General features: G+C 33.7%; 12 protein-coding genes and 1 other RNA gene. 2 read left to right on the forward strand and 11 right to left on the reverse strand.

Going from position 1 to position 18,109, the window contains the following annotated elements:
* The 6 genes from Q0873_RS17075 to Q0873_RS17100 form a co-directional block, all read right to left on the reverse strand.
* Window positions 1-1,374 (reverse strand): TIGR00366 family protein, encoded by a 1,374-nt coding sequence (locus Q0873_RS17075; RefSeq protein WP_299109668.1) that lies wholly within the window; start codon window positions 1,372-1,374, stop codon window positions 1-3.
* A 93-nt stretch (window positions 1,375-1,467) separates the two neighbouring features.
* Complete coding sequence (locus Q0873_RS17080; RefSeq protein ID WP_299109670.1) at window positions 1,468-3,735, reverse strand: aconitate hydratase; 2,268 nt, start codon at window positions 3,733-3,735, stop codon at window positions 1,468-1,470.
* Window positions 3,736-3,910: 175 nt separating this feature from the next.
* A complete protein-coding gene (locus tag Q0873_RS17085) occupies window positions 3,911-6,688 on the reverse strand; it encodes a bifunctional aconitate hydratase 2/2-methylisocitrate dehydratase (RefSeq protein WP_299109674.1) in 2,778 nt (925 codons plus the stop codon).
* 363 nt (window positions 6,689-7,051) lie between these two features.
* An RNA gene (rnpB, locus tag Q0873_RS17090) (RNase P RNA component class A) lies at window positions 7,052-7,362 on the reverse strand.
* 445 nt (window positions 7,363-7,807) lie between these two features.
* Window positions 7,808-8,938 carry a molecular chaperone DnaJ gene (gene dnaJ / locus Q0873_RS17095; RefSeq protein ID WP_299109677.1) on the reverse strand — a complete coding sequence of 377 codons (1,131 nt, stop codon included), beginning with the start codon at window positions 8,936-8,938 and terminating at the stop codon, window positions 7,808-7,810.
* Window positions 8,939-9,008: 70 nt separating this feature from the next.
* On the reverse strand, window positions 9,009-9,581 hold the full coding sequence (locus Q0873_RS17100) for a nucleotide exchange factor GrpE (RefSeq protein ID WP_299109680.1): 573 nt from the start codon (window positions 9,579-9,581) through the stop codon (window positions 9,009-9,011).
* Window positions 9,582-9,744: 163 nt separating this feature from the next.
* Here Q0873_RS17100 and Q0873_RS17105 point away from each other — a divergent pair, with 163 nt between their 5' ends.
* Window positions 9,745-9,939, forward strand: a complete 195-nt coding sequence (locus tag Q0873_RS17105; protein ID WP_299109683.1) for a hypothetical protein — start codon at window positions 9,745-9,747, stop codon at window positions 9,937-9,939.
* Window positions 9,940-9,992: 53 nt separating this feature from the next.
* Here Q0873_RS17105 and murA read toward each other — a convergent pair whose 3' ends face one another.
* The 3 genes from murA to Q0873_RS17120 all read right to left on the reverse strand — a co-directional run bounded on the left by murA (window position 9,993) and on the right by Q0873_RS17120 (window position 14,334).
* Window positions 9,993-11,306: a UDP-N-acetylglucosamine 1-carboxyvinyltransferase gene (gene murA / locus Q0873_RS17110; RefSeq protein WP_299109686.1), complete on the reverse strand. Its 1,314-nt coding sequence runs from the start codon at window positions 11,304-11,306 to the stop codon at window positions 9,993-9,995.
* Window positions 11,307-11,933: a DUF4290 domain-containing protein gene (locus Q0873_RS17115; RefSeq protein ID WP_299109689.1), complete on the reverse strand. Its 627-nt coding sequence runs from the start codon at window positions 11,931-11,933 to the stop codon at window positions 11,307-11,309. It abuts the gene before it with no gap.
* 70 nt (window positions 11,934-12,003) lie between these two features.
* Window positions 12,004-14,334: a UvrD-helicase domain-containing protein gene (locus Q0873_RS17120; RefSeq protein ID WP_299109691.1), complete on the reverse strand. Its 2,331-nt coding sequence runs from the start codon at window positions 14,332-14,334 to the stop codon at window positions 12,004-12,006.
* Window positions 14,335-14,476: 142 nt separating this feature from the next.
* On the opposite strand from Q0873_RS17120, the gene Q0873_RS17125 reads away from it, so the two are divergent.
* A complete protein-coding gene (locus Q0873_RS17125; RefSeq protein ID WP_299109694.1) occupies window positions 14,477-14,989 on the forward strand; it encodes a hypothetical protein in 513 nt (170 codons plus the stop codon).
* 36 nt (window positions 14,990-15,025) lie between these two features.
* Here the strand turns inward: Q0873_RS17125 and Q0873_RS17130 are convergent, their stop codons facing one another.
* Window positions 15,026-16,456 (reverse strand): alpha-amylase family glycosyl hydrolase, encoded by a 1,431-nt coding sequence (locus tag Q0873_RS17130; protein ID WP_299109697.1) that lies wholly within the window; start codon window positions 16,454-16,456, stop codon window positions 15,026-15,028.
* A 5-nt stretch (window positions 16,457-16,461) separates the two neighbouring features.
* On the reverse strand, window positions 16,462-18,108 hold the full coding sequence (locus tag Q0873_RS17135) for an alpha-amylase family glycosyl hydrolase (RefSeq protein ID WP_299109700.1): 1,647 nt from the start codon (window positions 18,106-18,108) through the stop codon (window positions 16,462-16,464).
* Between the last annotated feature and the right edge of the window lies 1 nt (window position 18,109).

Raw genomic sequence — 18,109 nt, forward strand, 5'->3', positions numbered from 1 at the left:
TTAATAATTTATTAAAGTAGCAATAGTTAAAATAGTCCATGAAAGTACTAATATTATCATCACCAATGGCAAAATAAATTTAAACCATCTATTTAAAGGAACTCTACACATACTCAACATGGCTATCAATCCACCTAAAGTTGGATTTACTAAGTTGGTAACTCCATCACCTATTTGAAAGGCCAATATGGTAGTTTGTCTAGTTAAGCCTAATACTTCCCCTAAAGGAATCATTACTGGTAAGGTAGCTAATGCCTGTCCGCTACCAGAAGGAATAAACAAATTGATTACTCCTTGAGAAATAGACATTCCTACAGCGGCAAAATATTGAGGTAAGCCTTGGAGAAGATTCGACATTTCAAAAGATATGGTATCACTAATATTACTCATATCCATAAGTACTTTTATAGTCGTTGCAAAACCAACCATGAAAGCACCTGGAGCTGCTTTAGCTACCGATTCTAACACAGTTTCACTAAAAACTGTTGGATTCATTCTAGAAACTAAACCACTTGCAATTGCTATCATTAAAAACACTGCTGAAAGTTCTATAAAATACCAGTTATGTTGAAATACTCCCCAAAGTATTACCCCTAAACCGATTAGGAAAATGAATAATACCAAATAATTATCTCTAGTTATCGTATATTCTGAAATTGATTTTGATAGTTTAATTCCGTTTTCATCCAGTCCTTTTCCCAAAGATTTATCTGGGTTATTTGAGATTTTCTTTAAGTATTGAATATTATACAACGCTAAAATACCTAATGCCAGTAAACACAAAATAGTTCGTAATGCAGCTCCTGAAAACAAAGGCAATTCTGCAATTTTATGACCAATTCCTACTGTATACGGGTTAATAGGCGATAATCCAAAGCCCACTGTAATTGCTGCTACAGAAATACCTGCTGCTAAGATTAAATCTCCTCCAATAGCAATACTTAATACAGCCGCTAGCGGCACCATCGCAATATTGTGTTCGTATCCCACAAAAATTCCTAAGAAACCATAAAAAAAAGTGATTAAGAATACGATAAGATATCTCCTTTCATTCCCTAATTTCTTTACTAAAGTTCCTGCCGCATTTTCTATGGCTTGTGTCTTTTCCATAATACCAAACATAATTCCTCCTGCTAATACAATAAAAATAATGTTTACGGCCGTTTTAAAACCTAAAGGAATTGCTTTGAAAATATCAAAAAAACTAACAGGTGTACTTTGAATAACTCCGTATGAATTAGGAATAACTCTATTTCTACCTTCCATTAAAACTCTTTCAAACTTTCCTGCCGGAATAATATGTGTAAGTGCCGAAACCAATAATATTATTACAAACAATAAGGTTAAGGCATGAGGGATTTTTAATTTTTTCAAAAAGTATTATTTAAGAATTAGCATTCATCCCAAAAATAAAAAAGTGCAGCTAAAAACTGCACTTTCCTTAGAAAATATTTGATATCTAGAAAATTAAACGTTTTGTTTCTTAATTAAATTCAATGCTGAACCTTCTTTATACCATTCAATTTGTCCTATATTATAGGTATGGTTTGCGATAATAGTATCTTTAGATCCATCTGCATGCACTACTTCAATAGTTAATGGTTTTCCTGGAGCAAACTCATGTAAATCTAAAAAGTTGAATGTGTCATCTTCTTGAATCAAATCATAGTCTGATTCATTTGCAAAAGTCAACCCTAACATTCCTTGTTTTTTAAGATTCGTTTCATGAATTCTAGCAAATGATTTTACCAATACCGCTACAACACCTAAATGACGTGGTTCCATAGCTGCATGTTCACGAGAAGATCCTTCACCATAGTTATGGTCACCCACTACAATAGTTTTAACTCCTGCCTCTTTATAGGCTCTTTGAGTTTTAGGTACTGCGTCATACTCTCCTGTAATTTGACTTTTTACAAAGTTGGTTTGCTTGTTATACGCATTTACTGCTCCTATTAAACAGTTGTTAGAAATATTATCTAAATGTCCACGATAACGTAACCAAGGTCCTGCCATAGAAATATGATCTGTTGTACATTTTCCAAAAGCTTTGATTAATAATTTAGCTCCTTTTATTTCATCTCCAATTGGCGTAAATGGTGTTAACAGTTCTAATCGTTCAGATTTAGGGTCTACCACAACTTCTACTCCACTTCCATCTGCAATAGGCTCTAAATATCCATTATCATCTACTTCAAAGCCTTTTGGTGGTAATTCCCATCCAGTAGGTTCGTCTAGCATTACCTCTTCTCCATTTTCATTGATTAGTTTATCTGTTAACGGATTAAAATCTAAACGTCCAGCAATTGCAATCGCAGCAGTTAATTCTGGTGAAGCTACAAAGGCATGTGTATTTGGGTTTCCATCGGCACGCTTGGCAAAATTTCTATTGAATGAATGCACTATTGAATTTTTTGGTGCATTTTTCGGATCTTTATAACGTCCCCATTGCCCAATACATGGTCCACAAGCATTGGTAAAAATCTTTGCATTTAATTTTTCAAAAACCTGTAAAATTCCATCTCTTTCGGCGGTATAACGTACTTGTTCTGAACCTGGATTAATTCCAAACTCTGCTTTTGTTTTTAATCCTTTATCCAAAGCTTGTTGCGCAACCGAAGATGCTCTTGACAAGTCTTCATAAGATGAATTGGTACAAGAACCGATCAATCCCCATTCTACTTGTAATGGCCAATCATTTGCAGTTGCTTTTTCTGTCATTTCTTCACCTACAGAAGTTGACAAATCTGGTGTGAAAGGGCCGTTTAATAAAGGTCCTAATTCAGATAAGTTTATTTCAATTACTTGATCAAAATATTGTTCTGGATTTGCATATACCTCTGGATCTCCCGTTAGATATTCTTTAATTTTATTTGCCTCATCAGCCACATCATCTCTATCTGTAGCACGTAAATAACGTTCCATAGAATCGTCATAACCAAAAGTAGAAGTCGTTGCTCCTATTTCTGCTCCCATGTTACAAATAGTACCTTTACCAGTACAAGACATTGCTGTAGCGCCTGGTCCAAAATATTCTACAATTGCTCCAGTTCCTCCTTTAACAGTTAAAATTTCAGCTACTTTTAAAATTACATCTTTTGGTGCTGTCCAACCTGATAATTTACCAGTTAACTTTACTCCTATTAGCTTAGGGAACTTTAGTTCCCAAGGCATCCCAGCCATTACATCAACAGCGTCAGCTCCCCCTACTCCAATAGCTACCATTCCTAGTCCACCTGCATTTACTGTATGCGAATCGGTACCAATCATCATTCCTCCTGGAAAAGCATAATTTTCTAATACTACTTGATGAATAATTCCTGCTCCGGGTTTCCAAAATCCAATTCCGTATTTATTAGAAACCGATTCTAAAAAATTAAACACCTCATTTGAATTATTTAATGCTGTTTGCAAATCTACAGAAGCTCCTACTTTCGCCTGAATTAAGTGATCACAATGTACCGTGGTAGGTACTGCTACTTTTTTCTTTCCTGCTTGCATAAATTGCAACAAAGCCATTTGAGCTGTAGCATCTTGACATGCAATTCGATCAGGAGCAAAATCTACATAGTCAACTCCCCTATTATAAGCTGTCGTTGCTTTTCCATCCCATAAATGTGCATATAAAATCTTTTCAGCAAGTGTTAACGGTTTACCTGTAAGTTTTTTTGCGGCGTTTACACGCTCTTCAAACTTAACGTACACCTTTTTTATCATTTCAATATCAAAAGCCATGTTTTTGTTCGTTTTTGTTACATGTCTAAAGTTAGCAAAAAAAGGTGTAATCAACTTGAATCTAGTATAATTAATACAAATACAAGTATCTGATTAATTGATTAAAATCATATAAAAAGAAAAGTCCGAGCTATAAACTCGGACTCTTATATATTTCTATAAAGTATTGTAATAATTACATTACCAATTGCTTTTGTGAAGGTTTAAACTTAGTTAATACTATACCTTCCACAGCTGCTTGATACTCTTCTAATGTTGGAGTTCTTCCTAAAATTGAAGATAATACAACTACTGGAGTTGATGATAATAAAGATTCTCCTTTTTTCTCATCTGAATCTCTTACTACACGACCTTGGAATAAACGTGTTGAAGTAGCCATTACCGTATCTCCAGGTTCTGCTTTTTCTTGGTTACCCATACATAAGTTACATCCTGGACGCTCTAAATACAGTACGTTTTCATATTTCGTACGTGCAGCACCTTTTGGCGCATCATCATCAAATACAAAACCAGAGTACTTAGCTAATACATCCCAATCTCCTTCTGCCTTTAATTCATCTACAATATTATATGTTGGAGGCGCAACTACTAATGGTGCATTGAATACTACTTTACCTTGTTGCGCTTCAATATTCTTTAGCATTTGTGCTAAAATCTTCATATCACCTTTGTGAATCATACAAGATCCTATGAATCCAAGATCTACTTTTTTAGTTCCTCCGTAGAAAGATAATGGTTGGATATTGTCATGTGTATAACGCTTAGATACATCCTCATTATTTACATCTGGATCAGCGATCATTGGCTCAACAATCTTATCTAAATCGATTACTACTTCTGCATAATACTTTGCATCAGCATCTGGCTTTAATGCAGGTCTAGAACCTGATTGAAGTTCTGCTATACGAGCATTCGCTTTATCTATTAAACCTTGTAATACTTGCTTCTCGTTGTCCATTCCTTTATCAATCATAATTTGGATACGATCTCTTGAAATTTCTAACGACTCGATTAATGTTTCATCTTCTGAAATACAGATAGAAGCTTTCGCCTTCATTTCTGCAGTCCAATCTGTAAATGTAAATGCTTGATCTGAAGTTAACGTTCCAATATGTACTTCAATGATTTTTCCTTGGAATACATTTTCTCCTTCAAATTGATCTAACATTTGTTGTTGCGTAGCGTGCACTACATCACGGAAATCCATATAAGGAACCATGTTTCCTTTAAAGGTAACTTTAACAGACTGAGGAATTGGCATTGTTGCTTCTCCAGTTGCTAAAGCTAAAGCCACTGTTCCTGAATCTGCACCAAATGCAACACCTTTTGCCATACGTGTATGTGAATCACCACCAATAATTACATCCCAATCATCTACTGCGATGTCATTTAATACCTTGTGAATAACATCTGTCATTGGGTGGTACACTCCTTTAGGATCACGACCAGTAATTAAACCAAAGTCATTCATAAACTTCATTAATCGAGGAATGTTCGCTTTTGATTTATCATCCCAAACTGATGCTGTGTGACATCCTGATTGGTATCCAGCATCTACAATTGGAGAAATAACCGTTGCAGCCATCATTTCTAATTCTTGAGAAGTCATTAATCCAGTAGTATCTTGTGATCCTACAATATTTACTTCTACACGAGTATTAGATCCTGCATGTAAGGTAACACCTGGAGTGTTTCCTACTGCATTTCTATTAAAAATCTTTTCTACAGCTGTTAAACCTTGTCCTTCTATTGAAATTTCTTTTGAAGGAGCATATACTTCAGGAACATCAATTCCTAAAACTTTACATGCAAAAGTTTGTAATTTCTTACCAAATACAACGGCATAAGACCCGCCTGCTTTGATAAACTCCATCTTTGGAGGAGTTAATGCAGTAGAGATGTCTTTTAACTCTTGAGTTCCGTTATATAATTTCTTTTCTTTAGTGTTGATTGTTAAAACTGTACCTGTTTTTACAGAATACATTTCTTTTAAAATTGGGTCACCATCTTCATCTACAATGGTATTTCCATTTTCATCTTTCTGCTTTACCCAGTTCTTTAAATCAATACCAATACCTCCAGTTACACCCACCGTAGTTAAGAAAATTGGTGCAATACCATTTGTACCAGCAATTACTGGTGCAATATTAATGAATGGTACATAAGGACTTGAAGGAATACCTGTCCATAAAGCCACGTTATTTACACCTGACATTCTAGAAGAACCAACTCCCATTGTTCCTTTTTCAGCAATTAACATTACACGCTTGTTTGGGTGCTCTTTTTGCAATGCTAATAATTCATTTTGCATATCTTTATTATGCTCGAACATAGATTGCCCATGTAACTCACGATCTGATCTTGAATGCGCATCTGCTCCAGGAGATAATAAATCTGTTGAAATATCACCTACACCAGCTACATATGTTACTACTTCAATCTCTTCATCTATCTCTGGTAATTTTGTAAAGAATTCAGCTTGTGCATAGCTTTCAATAATCTCCTTAGCTATTGAACTTCCTAACTTCATTGCTTCTTCTAAACGCTCTGTATCTGCTTCATATAAGAATACTTGCGTCTTTAATACTTTAGCCGCTTGTTTAGCTATGTCTTCATTGTTTCCTAAAGCTAAGTCCAACAACACAGCAACAGAAGGTCCACCTTTCATATGAGATAATTGCTCAAAAGCAAATTCAGGAGTAATTTCCTTTACTACAGATTCTCCTAAAATAATCTCTTTTAAAAATTGAGCTTTTACACCAGCAGCACTAGTTGTACCAGGTAAAACATTGTAAATAAAAAAGTTTAGAGATCCTTCACGGTGCTCATTATTTTCATCTTTTATTTGTGAGATGATATCTTTTAATAATTCGCTTCCGTCGATTGGCTTTGGGTGTAAACCTAGGCCTTTTCTTACTTCAATCTCCTTTAGGTAATCTGAGTATGTATTCATAAAAGGTTTGTTTTAAAATATTTTTAAGAAGAAAAATTAAACATTGTTTATCAAGTTAAACCTCATTTTAATTCTTAAAACTATAGCATCCATCATTCTCTGTTTATAGCTAACGAAAAGGTACTAAGTATAAAATATTTATGATCGTTATTTTGTTATTTTTCGCTTAGCAAAAGTACTATTTTAGGGCGAATTTTAAAAATAAACAACAAAACAGCCAAAAAAGCAAATTAATTTAATTTCAAAACCACTTTTTTAAAAATATATCAAAAAAATAAGGTTTTAAATCTTAAAAAATTACGAAATTGACAATTCAACATTTTTTACTTGGAAGAAAATATTCTTATAATGATTCTAAATAAGAAAAAAAGCAGACCAATAAGCCGGATTCTGTTCTTCAAATAATTGAAGCTCTTATCATTTATCTAGTTTTACAATTACTCGTAAAATCCATCTGCCTACCCCTTAGAATCGTGCGAGCTACACTCAGTTTCTAATATACGTGGCATTGCACCGCATAGAGTTTACCTGGTTTCACTACAGCATTACCTGTACATACTTTCTGTTGCACTTGTCCTCGGCTTACGCCGGACGGATGTTATCCGCTATACTGCTCTATGGTGTCCGGACTTTCCTACTTAAATAACTTTAAGTCGATAAGATAGGTCTGCTTAAACTTTTATCATTCGTTTTCATAAAAAAACCCACTCAAAAACTGAGTGGGAAAATTGCTATGAAAAAGAAAAAGTGTCTAGAACGTCTTCTAGACGCTACAAATATATAAATGTTTTTTAATACGACAATCTTTTATTTTAACTTTTCTTCAGAAATTAACAAAATTTTATCAAAAATAAAAAGCATAAAAAAACCCACTCAAAACTGAGTGGGAAAATTGCTATGAAAAAGAAAAAGTGTCTAGAACGTCTTCTAGACATTACAAATATAAATTATGTTTTCGGTTTACACAAAAATTTTCACAAAAAATAAAAGGCATAAAAAAACCCACTCAAAAACTGAGTGGGAAAATTGCTATGAAAAAGAAAAAGTGTCTAGGACGTCTCCTAGACACTACAAATTTAGTCTATTATTTTTTATTCTTCCAAATAAAAAATGTTTTTTTTACGAAAACATATCTTTTACCTTTTCGAAGAACGATTTATCAGATTTTTGTGGGTTTGGACTAAAGTTATCATCTCCCATCATTTCTTCAAAAAACTTTCGCTGATCTTTGGTAAGTTCTTGCGGAGTCCAAACATTAATATGAATTAAGAAATCTCCATTTCCATAATGTTCTATGCTAGGTAATCCCTTTCCTTTTAATCTTAAGATTTTACCAGACTGCGTACCTGCTTCTACTTTTATTTTTACCTTTCCTGTTACTGTTTCGATTTCTTTAGAAGTACCTAATACAGCTTCAGAAAAATTAATATACAAGTCATAATGAATATTACTTCCTTCTCTTTTTAAAGTTTCGTGCTTCACTTCTTCTATAAGCACTAAAAGATCACCAGGAATAGAGTTATTACCAGGAGCTTCGTTTCCTTTTCCTCCAACTTTTAACTGTACTCCTTCCGTAACTCCTTCTGGAATATTAATAGATACTGTTTCTTCTTTAACTACCATACCTTGTGCATCAGCTCCAGATGGTTTAGAATCTAACATTTCTCCTGCTCCGTGACAAGTACCACAAGTTGTAGCTGTTTGCATTCTTCCTAATATAGTATTAGTAACACGCATCTGTTGTCCACTTCCATTACATGTAGTACATGTTTTATATGTAACTCCTTCTGCTTGTACCTTTCTACGAACCTTTACTTTCTTTTCTACTCCATTTGCTATTTCTTCAAGAGTTAACTTTACTCGAATTCGTAAGTTACTTCCTTTGACTCTAGCTTGACGGCGACCTCCGCCACCAAAACCTCCAAAGCCACCTCCAAAGGCTCCTCCGAAAATATCTCCAAATTGGCTGAATATATCATCCATATTCATACCAGCTCCTCCTCCACCGAAGCCTCCTTGACCTCCTTCAAAAGCAGCATGACCAAATTGATCGTAACGGGCTTTCTTATTTTCGTCACTCAAAACTTCATATGCTTCTGCAGCAAGTTTAAACTTTTCTTCTGCTTCAGCATTATCAGGATTCTTATCTGGATGATACTTAATAGCCATCTTACGATATGCCTTTTTAATTTCAGCTTGTGTTGCTGATTTTGTAACTCCTAATATTTCGTAATAATCTTGTTTTGCCATTTTATTTCAATTGACTATTAACAATTAACAATACACCATTGATAACTGATAACTCGTAATTATTAATTGTTTATGCCTGTCCCATTACCACCTTTGGGTGGCGAATTATCTTATCTCCTAACTTATATCCCTTTTCAACACAATCAATAATTTTACCTTTTAAATCATCTGTTGGTGCAGGAATTTGAGTTATTGCATCGTGAATTTCAGCATCAAAACTATCTCCAGCCTTTACTTCTATTTCAGTTAATCCTTTTTGAGTCAATGTATTTTTAAACTTAGACTGAATTAACTCCATACCTTTTAACAGCTCCTTGTCTTCAGATTTTTTAATCTCTGCCAAACCTCTATCAAAATCATCCATAATTGGCAGTAAAGCTGTCATTAATTCTTGACTAGCTGTTTTAAATAATTCTATACGTTCTTTGGTAGTTCTTTTTTTATAATTCTCGAACTCTGCAAATAAACGTAAATATTTATCTCTTTCAGCTTGAATTAACTCTTCTGCTGTAGGTACTTCTTTTTCTTCCTTAACTTCATTAGACTCAAGGGTATCAGTAGTTTCTTCTTGATTTACATCAACTCCTGCTTTATCTAAGTTATCTTTTAATTCGTCTTCCTTTGTATATTGACCTTTACTCATTGTAAATCGTTTCTTTAATTTCTTTAGCATTCTTTTATCAATAATATTGCCAATTCATTATTAATGTCATGTTGACACATTTATAACTTTATTAACACTATTTGTAAGATATATTTTTATATCTTGAGCTCAAATAATTATTAATTTAAAGTCCCTCGTACTTATGAAAAACAACTTATTAAATCTTAAAGGAGCAACAGTTTTAAACAAACGCGATTTAAAATCAATTACAGGAGGTATCTCTTTCAATGATATTTCTAAATGTGGATGTGACTGTGCCGGACGCGTTACTGGTCCATTTTATTGTCAACAATTAATAGGTTGCCCTCAGGTATACACCTGCGGTGAAGAATCTTAAGAACGGAAAAAGGCTACCAATTTGGTAGCCTTTTTAGTTTTATTGAATAATATCTAGTCTTCAATTCTTTCAATCTTGGCTCCGATAGATTTTAATCGGGCTTCGATATTCTCATATCCTCTATCAATTTGTTCTATATTATTAATTATAGATGTTCCTTTTGCAGATAAAGCCGCTATTAATAGTGAAATACCTGCTCTAATATCTGGTGAAGTCATTTTGGTTGCTTTTAACTGACTTTGGAAATCATGACCAATTACAGTAGCTCTATGTGGGTCACATAAAATTACTTTGGCTCCCATATCAATTAATTTATCTACAAAGAACAAACGACTTTCAAACATCTTTTGATGAATTAACACCGTTCCTTTTGCTTGTGTAGCTACTACTAACACAATACTTAATAAGTCTGGTGTAAATCCTGGCCAAGGAGCATCCGCTACTGTTAACACAGATCCATCTATATAGTTTTGTATTTCATACGAATCTTGCTCAGGAATATAAATATCATCTCCTCGCTTTTCTAAATTGATTCCTAATTTTCTAAATACATTTGGAATTTGTCCTAAATCTTTCCAACTAACATCCTTAATTGTTAGTTCTGAACGTGTCATTGCTGCCATTCCTACCCAACTACCAATCTCAATCATATCTGGTAAAACTCTGTGGGTACATCCTCCTAGCGATTGAACTCCTTCAATAGTTAATAAATTAGAGCCAACACCTGTTATTTTTGCTCCCATAGAGTTCAACATTTTTGATAATTGTTGAATGTATGGTTCACATGCTGCATTATAAATAGTAGTTGTTCCTTTGGCTAAAACCGCCGCCATTATAATATTGGCTGTTCCAGTTACAGAGGCCTCATCTAATAACATATCAGTACCTACTAAACCAGTCTCGGTTTCTACTCCATAAAAATATTCTTCTCTATTATAACGGAATTTTGCTCCTAGGTTTATAAACCCTTCAAAATGGGTATCTAAACGTCTACGACCAATTTTATCTCCTCCTGGTCTTGGAATATATCCTTTTCCAAAACGTGCTAATAATGGACCTACAATCATAATAGATCCTCTTAAAGAACTACCATCTCTTTTAAACTCTGGGCTCTCTAAATATTTTAAATTAATATCGTCTGCTTGGAAACTGTATGAATTTGGTCCTAATTTTTCTATTTTAACTCCTAGTTCTCCTAATATGAAAATAAGTTTGTTTACATCAATAATATCTGGGATGTTATTGATCACAACTTTTTCTGGAGTTAATAAAACTGCACAAATTATCTGTAATGCTTCATTCTTTGCTCCTTGTGGCGTAATAGTTCCATTTAACTTATGCCCTCCTTCTATTTTAAATGATGCCATTTACTTCTTTCTATTTTTATTTTTATTTGTGTTCTTCTTTTTACTGTAAGTACTTCTAACTTTAATTAAGTTTTTACTTTCAATAAGGTCTTCTTCCATATTTCTGAAGTCAATTTTACCATCAGAAAGCTCATATAAATGTTCTAAAATAACACCATCTTCTACAGTGTCTTTATTCCAATTTAGATAACATTTCTTCATATGATTTGCAATGGTAAATATCAATGCTTCTTTCATATCACCTTCTTCCCAAGTTAGAGCTACATCAATCATCGTTTGAATATTGGTTCCGTAGAATCTATATTTAGATGCTGATTTTGGATATGGTAACTTCTCTGGCTTTTCTTGTAATTCTTCTTTCGAAGGAGTTTCATATGGACTATCTACATCTAATTCGAAGTTAGCCATGATATGCAACTGATCCCATAATTTATGTTTGAAGTCAGGTACATCACGTAAGTGAGGTTGTAAATTCCCCATAACATCTATTATCGCTTTTGCCATTGTATTTCTTTCTTCCTTGCTTTCTAAGGCTACACAATGATTTACCAATTTTTGTATATGTCTACCATATTCTGGTATTCTCATTGTCGGTCTTTCCGAATTATATTCTAAATCAAACGTCATTTTTCAATATTTTAAGTATGCAAAATAGCTAATAATTGCTAATTATAGCTTAAGATTGTTTTAAATTTAATTAACCTATTACCTTTAATTTCGCGTATTGCAATAATAATTTCTTTTTTCCTGCGGTGGTAAATTCTATTTCCGCTTTTCTATTAGGTCCTTTTCCTTCTAAACCTATTACTCTACCCGCTCCAAATCGATTATGTTCTACTAAGTTTCCTATCGAAATTTCTCCATCAAATAAATTTGCTTTTGAAGAAGATATATCCGATACTTTTTTCATTCTACTTTTTGGTGGAACTAAATTAGATTTCTCTTTCTTAGCCATGAACTCTTTTCGTTTCTTCTGAATTGGCTTTTGAAAACGTACTTGTTTTGGTGCATCATCAAATAAATCTGCATCAATAAAACGATTGGCTCTTGGCTCTGGAAGTTTTGGTGTTATATATTCTAAAAATTGCTCGTCAATTTCTTCTAAGAATCTACTTGGTTCTCCATCAGTCAATTTCCCCCAACGATATCTTGTTTGCGCATAGGTTAAATAGGCAACTTTCTCCGCTCTAGTTAAGGCTACATAAAATAAGCGTCTTTCTTCTTCCAATTCACTTCTCGTATTCATACTCATTGCCGAAGGAAATAGGTTTTCTTCCAATCCAACAATATATACATATGGATACTCTAATCCTTTTGATAAGTGAATGGTCATTAAAGAAACTCTTGGTTCTTCATCTTGTTTTTCCGAATCAAAATCGGTCGCTAATGCTACGTCTTCTAAGAATGCTGTTAGCGATGCATCTAATCCTTCCTCAATTTTATCAGAAATAAAATCTTTAATACCATTTAATAATTCCTGAACGTTCTCCACTTTAGTAATCCCTTCAGGAGTACCATCTTTTTGAAGATCTTTTACGATTTGTGTTTGCTTTACAACAGAATCGGCTACTTCAAAAGCGTTTTTCGCCTTTGCTTCTATCTGAAAACGTTGAATCATATTTACAAAGTTTTGCAACTTTGTTTTAGTACCCGCATTGATTTTTATATCAACTTTATCCAAATTCATTAAAACTTCAAAAATGGATTTTTTATAGTGATTTGCAGCAATGACTAATTTATCAACCGTAGTAGCACCAATACCTCTTGCTGGGTAATTAATGATGCGTTTTAATGCTTCTTCATCATTCGGGTTAATTAATATTCTTAAATACGAAAGTGTATCTTTTATTTCTTTTCGTTGATAGAAAGAGATACCTCCATAAATCTTATACTGAATATTCTTCTTACGTAATGCATCTTCTATTGCCCTAGATTGCGCATTTGTTCTATATAAAATGGCAAATGAATCATTTTGTAATTGTTGATTCATTTTGTTCTCCCAAATAGATTGTGCTACAAAACGACCTTCTTCTCCTTCAGAAATAGTGCGCATCACTTTTACCTGCTCTCCAGCATCATTAGCGGTCCAAATCTCTTTGTCTAATTTGGTTTTGTTTTTATCAATTACACTGTTTGCTGCTAGAACAATATTGCTGCTCGAACGATAGTTTTGTTCTAATTTAAACGTTTTTACATCTGGGTAATCTTTTTGGAAGTTTAAGATGTTTTGAATATTCGCTCCACGGAATCCATAGATACTTTGCGAATCATCTCCTACCACACAAATATTTTGAAAACGATCTGCTAGAGCACGTACAATTAGATACTGTGAATGGTTGGTATCTTGGTACTCATCTACCATGATGTATCTAAAACGGTCTTGGTATTTCGCTAATACATCAGGAAATCTAGCTAACAATTCATTAGTTCGTAGTAATAAATCATCAAAATCCATCGCACCCGACTTAAAACATCTATCTACATATTCTTTATAAATGTCTCCAGTTTTCGGTCTGCTGGCTTCTAAATCGGCTTGTTGTAATTCTGAATTGTTAAAATATGCTCTAACGGTTATTAAACTGTTTTTAAAAGATGAGATACGGCTCAAAATTTGTTTTGGCTTGTATCTATCTTTGTCTAACTGCATTTCTTTAATAATTGCAGTAATTAAACGAACAGAGTCTTGGGTATCGTAAATGGTGAAGTTAGATGGGTATCCTAATCGATCTGCTTCTGAACGTAAAATACGCGCAAAAATAGAGTGAAATGTTCCCATCCACAGATTCTTGGCTTCACTATATCCTACTACTTTACCAATACGCTCTTTCATTTCTCGTGCTGCCTTATTGGTAAAGGTTAATGATAATATATTAAAAGCATCCACTCCTCCTTGCATTAAATGTGCAATTCTGTAGGTTAATACTCTTGTTTTCCCTGATCCTGCTCCAGCAATGATAATCATTGGTCCGTCTTTTTGTAAAACGGCTGCCCTTTGAGGCTCGTTAAGTTGCTCTAAATAAGTACTCAATGAAAAATTTATTGAAAGAATTTACAAAGTGGAAAATTACGGATTCTTTTAGGTTTTGTAAAGGCTTATTAACATTTTTTTATTCACATTTTTTTTCTCAAAGTAAATGTTATGCTTACTTTCGTCTTCAATAGTTTTGAATATGGAAGATAAAATATTAGAAGGACTTGCCTATGCGCTTCCTGCATTGATTACGGGAGGAGTTGCCTATATGATTTTAAGTCGCTTTATTGATCAAGATAATAATGAGAAAAAATTCAATGCGTTAGTAGCAAAAAAACGCGAGAGCTTACCTACTAAACTTCAAGCATATGAACGTATGCTTTTGTTTTGCGAACGTATTAATCCAGCTAAATTATTATTAAGAATTAAGCCTATTGGAAATACCCCAGAAGATTATGCGCAATTGTTAATTGCCAATATTGAGCAAGAGTTTGAACACAACTTAGTGCAACAATTATATATTTCTGATGATAGTTGGAAAGCAGTGTCAGGTGCTAAATTGGCTATAATGGCTAAGATTAGAAATACTGCTGAAAAAGCAAGTTCTGCCAACGAATTAAGAGAAAATGTTCTGATAGACTATTCTAAAGAAGCGAGTCCAACAGAAACCGCCATTTTAATTCTAAAACAAGAAGTAAAAAAATTAATATAAAAAAAAGCTCGCGATTGCGAGCTTTTTTATTGATTGTTATTCTTTGATTAAGATCTTATATTCCCATGGTTTTAGTGTAATTGGTGGGTTTATACTATCTATTTTTACTTTAGCGTTATTCATGTAATCTAGATACTCACCTTCTTTTATCCAAGTCTTAGCAACTCCATCAGATAAATTCGCTACAAATAAAACCTTATCCCCTTCTTTTTCTCTTGAGAACTTAAGTATTCTATTATTAGAGCTTTCAAGGTTATAATATGCTCCATTTTTTCCTCCATGCAATGCTTTGTTTGTAGATTTCAGTTTTCCTAATTTCTGCAATACTTCCCATTCTTTTCCTTTTTCATGTGGAATTTCATCTTTTTCAAAAAACTTTAATCGATGCTTCATTCCGTATTCTTGTCCAGAATAAATTAATGGCATCCCTGGTGCTACATAACTTAAAGCAGTCATTACTTCCCAAGCATCTCCCATGCGCTCTTCAATAGTTCCGTTCCAAGAGTTTTCATCGTGATTAGTTACAAACGTCATTAAAATATCATCTTTTTCATAACGTGCTGTATCTTTTGCATAATTTTCATTCCATGCTTTTGGTCCACCATCTTTAGCAATGTGGTTCATGGTATGATGACGATCCCAACCGTATGCCATATCAAACAACCCTTCTTTTAATAATTCTGGTTCCCAAGCTTCTGCTAACATAAAAATGTCTTTTTTAGCTCTTAACTGCGGAATTGCTTCTTGCCAAAAATCAGTTGGTACTGATCCTGCAACATCACAACGGAATCCATCTACATTTTCTTCAGTAATCCAATGTTGCATGTCTTTTACCATTGCCTTACGCAATTCTTTGTTGTCATAGTTTAAGTCAGCAACGTCTGCCCAACCTACTGGAGTTCCATCTGCATTTAAAGGATCTGTAATTTCTCCTTTTGCATTCTTTGTATAAAATTCTGGATTGCTTGTTAACCAAGTATGATCCCATCCTGTATGGTTAGGAACCCAGTCTAAAATTACATACATATCATTCTCATGTGCTGTTTTTACTAATTTTCTAAAGTCTTCAATAGTACCAAACTCTGGATTGATCTTAGTAAAATCGGTTACAGCATAGTAACTTCCTAAGTATTTTTTTCTTTCCTCTTCTGGAAACTCCGAAGCAAATTTATCTCCCCTTGCTTTTCTCTTTGTTTCTGAAATTGGAAATATTGGCATTAACCATATAATTTTTACGCCTAATTCTTTTAATTGAGGAATGTCTTTGGTGAATTGATCAAAGGTTCCTTCTTTTGAATACTGTCTAATATTTGCTTCATAAATAACCGCACTTTCCATCATGTCATCTGAAACAGGAGCTATTTTAGCTACCTCTACTGGAGTGGTAACTTTGGCTTCTTCCTTTTTTTCAGTTTTACATGCAAAAACGATACATAAACTTGCAATAATTAACGTTAGTTTCTTCATACTCTTTAGTTGTTTTCTAATAATACAATTGTATAAGGGGTGTTTATAACTATTTTTCCGTTGGTTACTTTTACTTCTTGATTTGAATACGCGTCTTTTAATAAACTTCCGTCTTTGAATACAGCTGCTACATCAAGGGTTTTCTCTCCTTTAGGTAATTCTAAACCAATTACTACATCTTCTTTAAAAGTGCCTTGCTCAAAGCTTCTTTTGAATAAATATGGTTTTTCAGAAATCATTTGATGTTTTCCTGCACCAACCGCTGGGTGGTTCTTTCTAAACTTTCCAAGTTTCTGCCAATGTGCTAGCAATTCTTTGGTCTCTTGGTTTTTTAATTGCTCCCAATTCATTGGAGAACGTAAATTGGCATCTCCTTCTGCTCCTTCTATGATTAATGGACGTGCTACTTCATCTCCATAGTATATTTGTGATGTACCTGGTGATAATAATAGTTTTGTAGCTGTTTCATAAGCTTTTTCTCTTTTAGGGTCAAAAGGTTGTCCATCATCATGAGAGGTCATATAGTTTAAGGTTTCAAAACCTTTTAACTCATTATGCAAGGCTTTGTCATACTTAGCAAACAAAGCCTCGTAACTTGGAAGTTGCTTTGCATTCCATTTAAATTCAAAGTTGATTAAGCTGTTAAAAGCCTTATCGAAATAGTTTACTTTCTTATTTCCAAAATCATAGAATTGTCCGCCACTAATTCCATATCCATATACTTCCCCTACTAAATAAAAGTCTTTTCCTAAGTATTCTGTTGGATGTGCTGATTTAAACTCTTCGTATGCAGTATCACAGATTGTTTTAAATTCTTGCCATACATTTTCTTCTACATGCTTTACAGTATCTACACGATACCCATCAATTCCGAATTCTTTGACATAATCTGCCAACCATTTCATAATATAAAATCGTGGTGCTCTTGGGTACCCTGTTTTCTTAAAAAACTCATCTAGTTCTTTTACTTCTTGCTCATAACGCCCTTCTGCTTTCCATTTCTTTACCAATTCTTCAGGTAAGTTTACTTCTTCATTACTTTCTGTTAATACATCTGGTAAGTTTCTTACGAGTGTACAGGTTACGGTAGTTTCATAGTCTTTATACACACATTGTGGAGTTGTACGTACCCAATTTTCTTCCCAAACCTTGTCTTTGGCTGTTACTGGGCCTATGTGGTTTACCACGGCATCTAACAAAATTCTAATTTTATGTTTATGTGCCGTTTTTATAAGTTCTTTAAGGTCTTCTTCGGTTCCAAAATTCGGATCTAATTGTGTCCAGTCTTTGGTCCAATATCCATGAAAACCATAGGTATACCCAGTATCTTCATCGGTTCCATCATGAATTTGTTCTACAATAGGCGACATCCATATGGCATTGATTCCTAATTTATCAAAGTATCCTTCTTTTATTTTTTGTGTAATTCCTTTTAAGTCTCCTCCATCAAAACCTCTATATTTTGATGGTTCATGGGTTCTATCAAAATTCACATCGTTGGAGGTGTCTCCATTGTGAAACCTGTCAGTAAGTAAGAAGTATAGGTTTGCTCCATTCCAAACAAACGGAACTTCTTGTTTCGGTTTTTTCTCTTCTTTTTTACAAGAAAATAAGGTGATACATCCTATGAAAACAATGAGTAGTTTCTTCATT

Origin of the sequence: uncultured Tenacibaculum sp., assembly GCF_947498805.1 — a bacterium.
Lineage (GTDB): Bacteria > Bacteroidota > Bacteroidia > Flavobacteriales > Flavobacteriaceae > Polaribacter.

Excerpts from the sequence above, each read along its gene's own strand:
- Q0873_RS17080 (WP_299109670.1), bottom strand. The coding sequence starts at position 3,735 with ATGGCTTTTGATATTGAAATGATAAAAAAGGTGTACGTTAAGTTTGAA.
- Q0873_RS17085 (WP_299109674.1), bottom strand. The coding sequence starts at position 6,688 with ATGAATACATACTCAGATTACCTAAAGGAGATTGAAGTAAGAAAAGGC.
- dnaJ (WP_299109677.1), bottom strand. The coding sequence starts at position 8,938 with ATGGCAAAACAAGATTATTACGAAATATTAGGAGTTACAAAATCAGCA.
- Q0873_RS17100 (WP_299109680.1), bottom strand. The coding sequence starts at position 9,581 with ATGAGTAAAGGTCAATATACAAAGGAAGACGAATTAAAAGATAACTTA.
- Q0873_RS17105 (WP_299109683.1), top strand. The coding sequence starts at position 9,745 with ATGAAAAACAACTTATTAAATCTTAAAGGAGCAACAGTTTTAAACAAA.
- murA (WP_299109686.1), bottom strand. The coding sequence starts at position 11,306 with ATGGCATCATTTAAAATAGAAGGAGGGCATAAGTTAAATGGAACTATT.
- Q0873_RS17115 (WP_299109689.1), bottom strand. The coding sequence starts at position 11,933 with ATGACGTTTGATTTAGAATATAATTCGGAAAGACCGACAATGAGAATA.
- Q0873_RS17125 (WP_299109694.1), top strand. The coding sequence starts at position 14,477 with ATGGAAGATAAAATATTAGAAGGACTTGCCTATGCGCTTCCTGCATTG.
- Q0873_RS17130 (WP_299109697.1), bottom strand. The coding sequence starts at position 16,456 with ATGAAGAAACTAACGTTAATTATTGCAAGTTTATGTATCGTTTTTGCA.
- Q0873_RS17135 (WP_299109700.1), bottom strand. The coding sequence starts at position 18,108 with ATGAAGAAACTACTCATTGTTTTCATAGGATGTATCACCTTATTTTCT.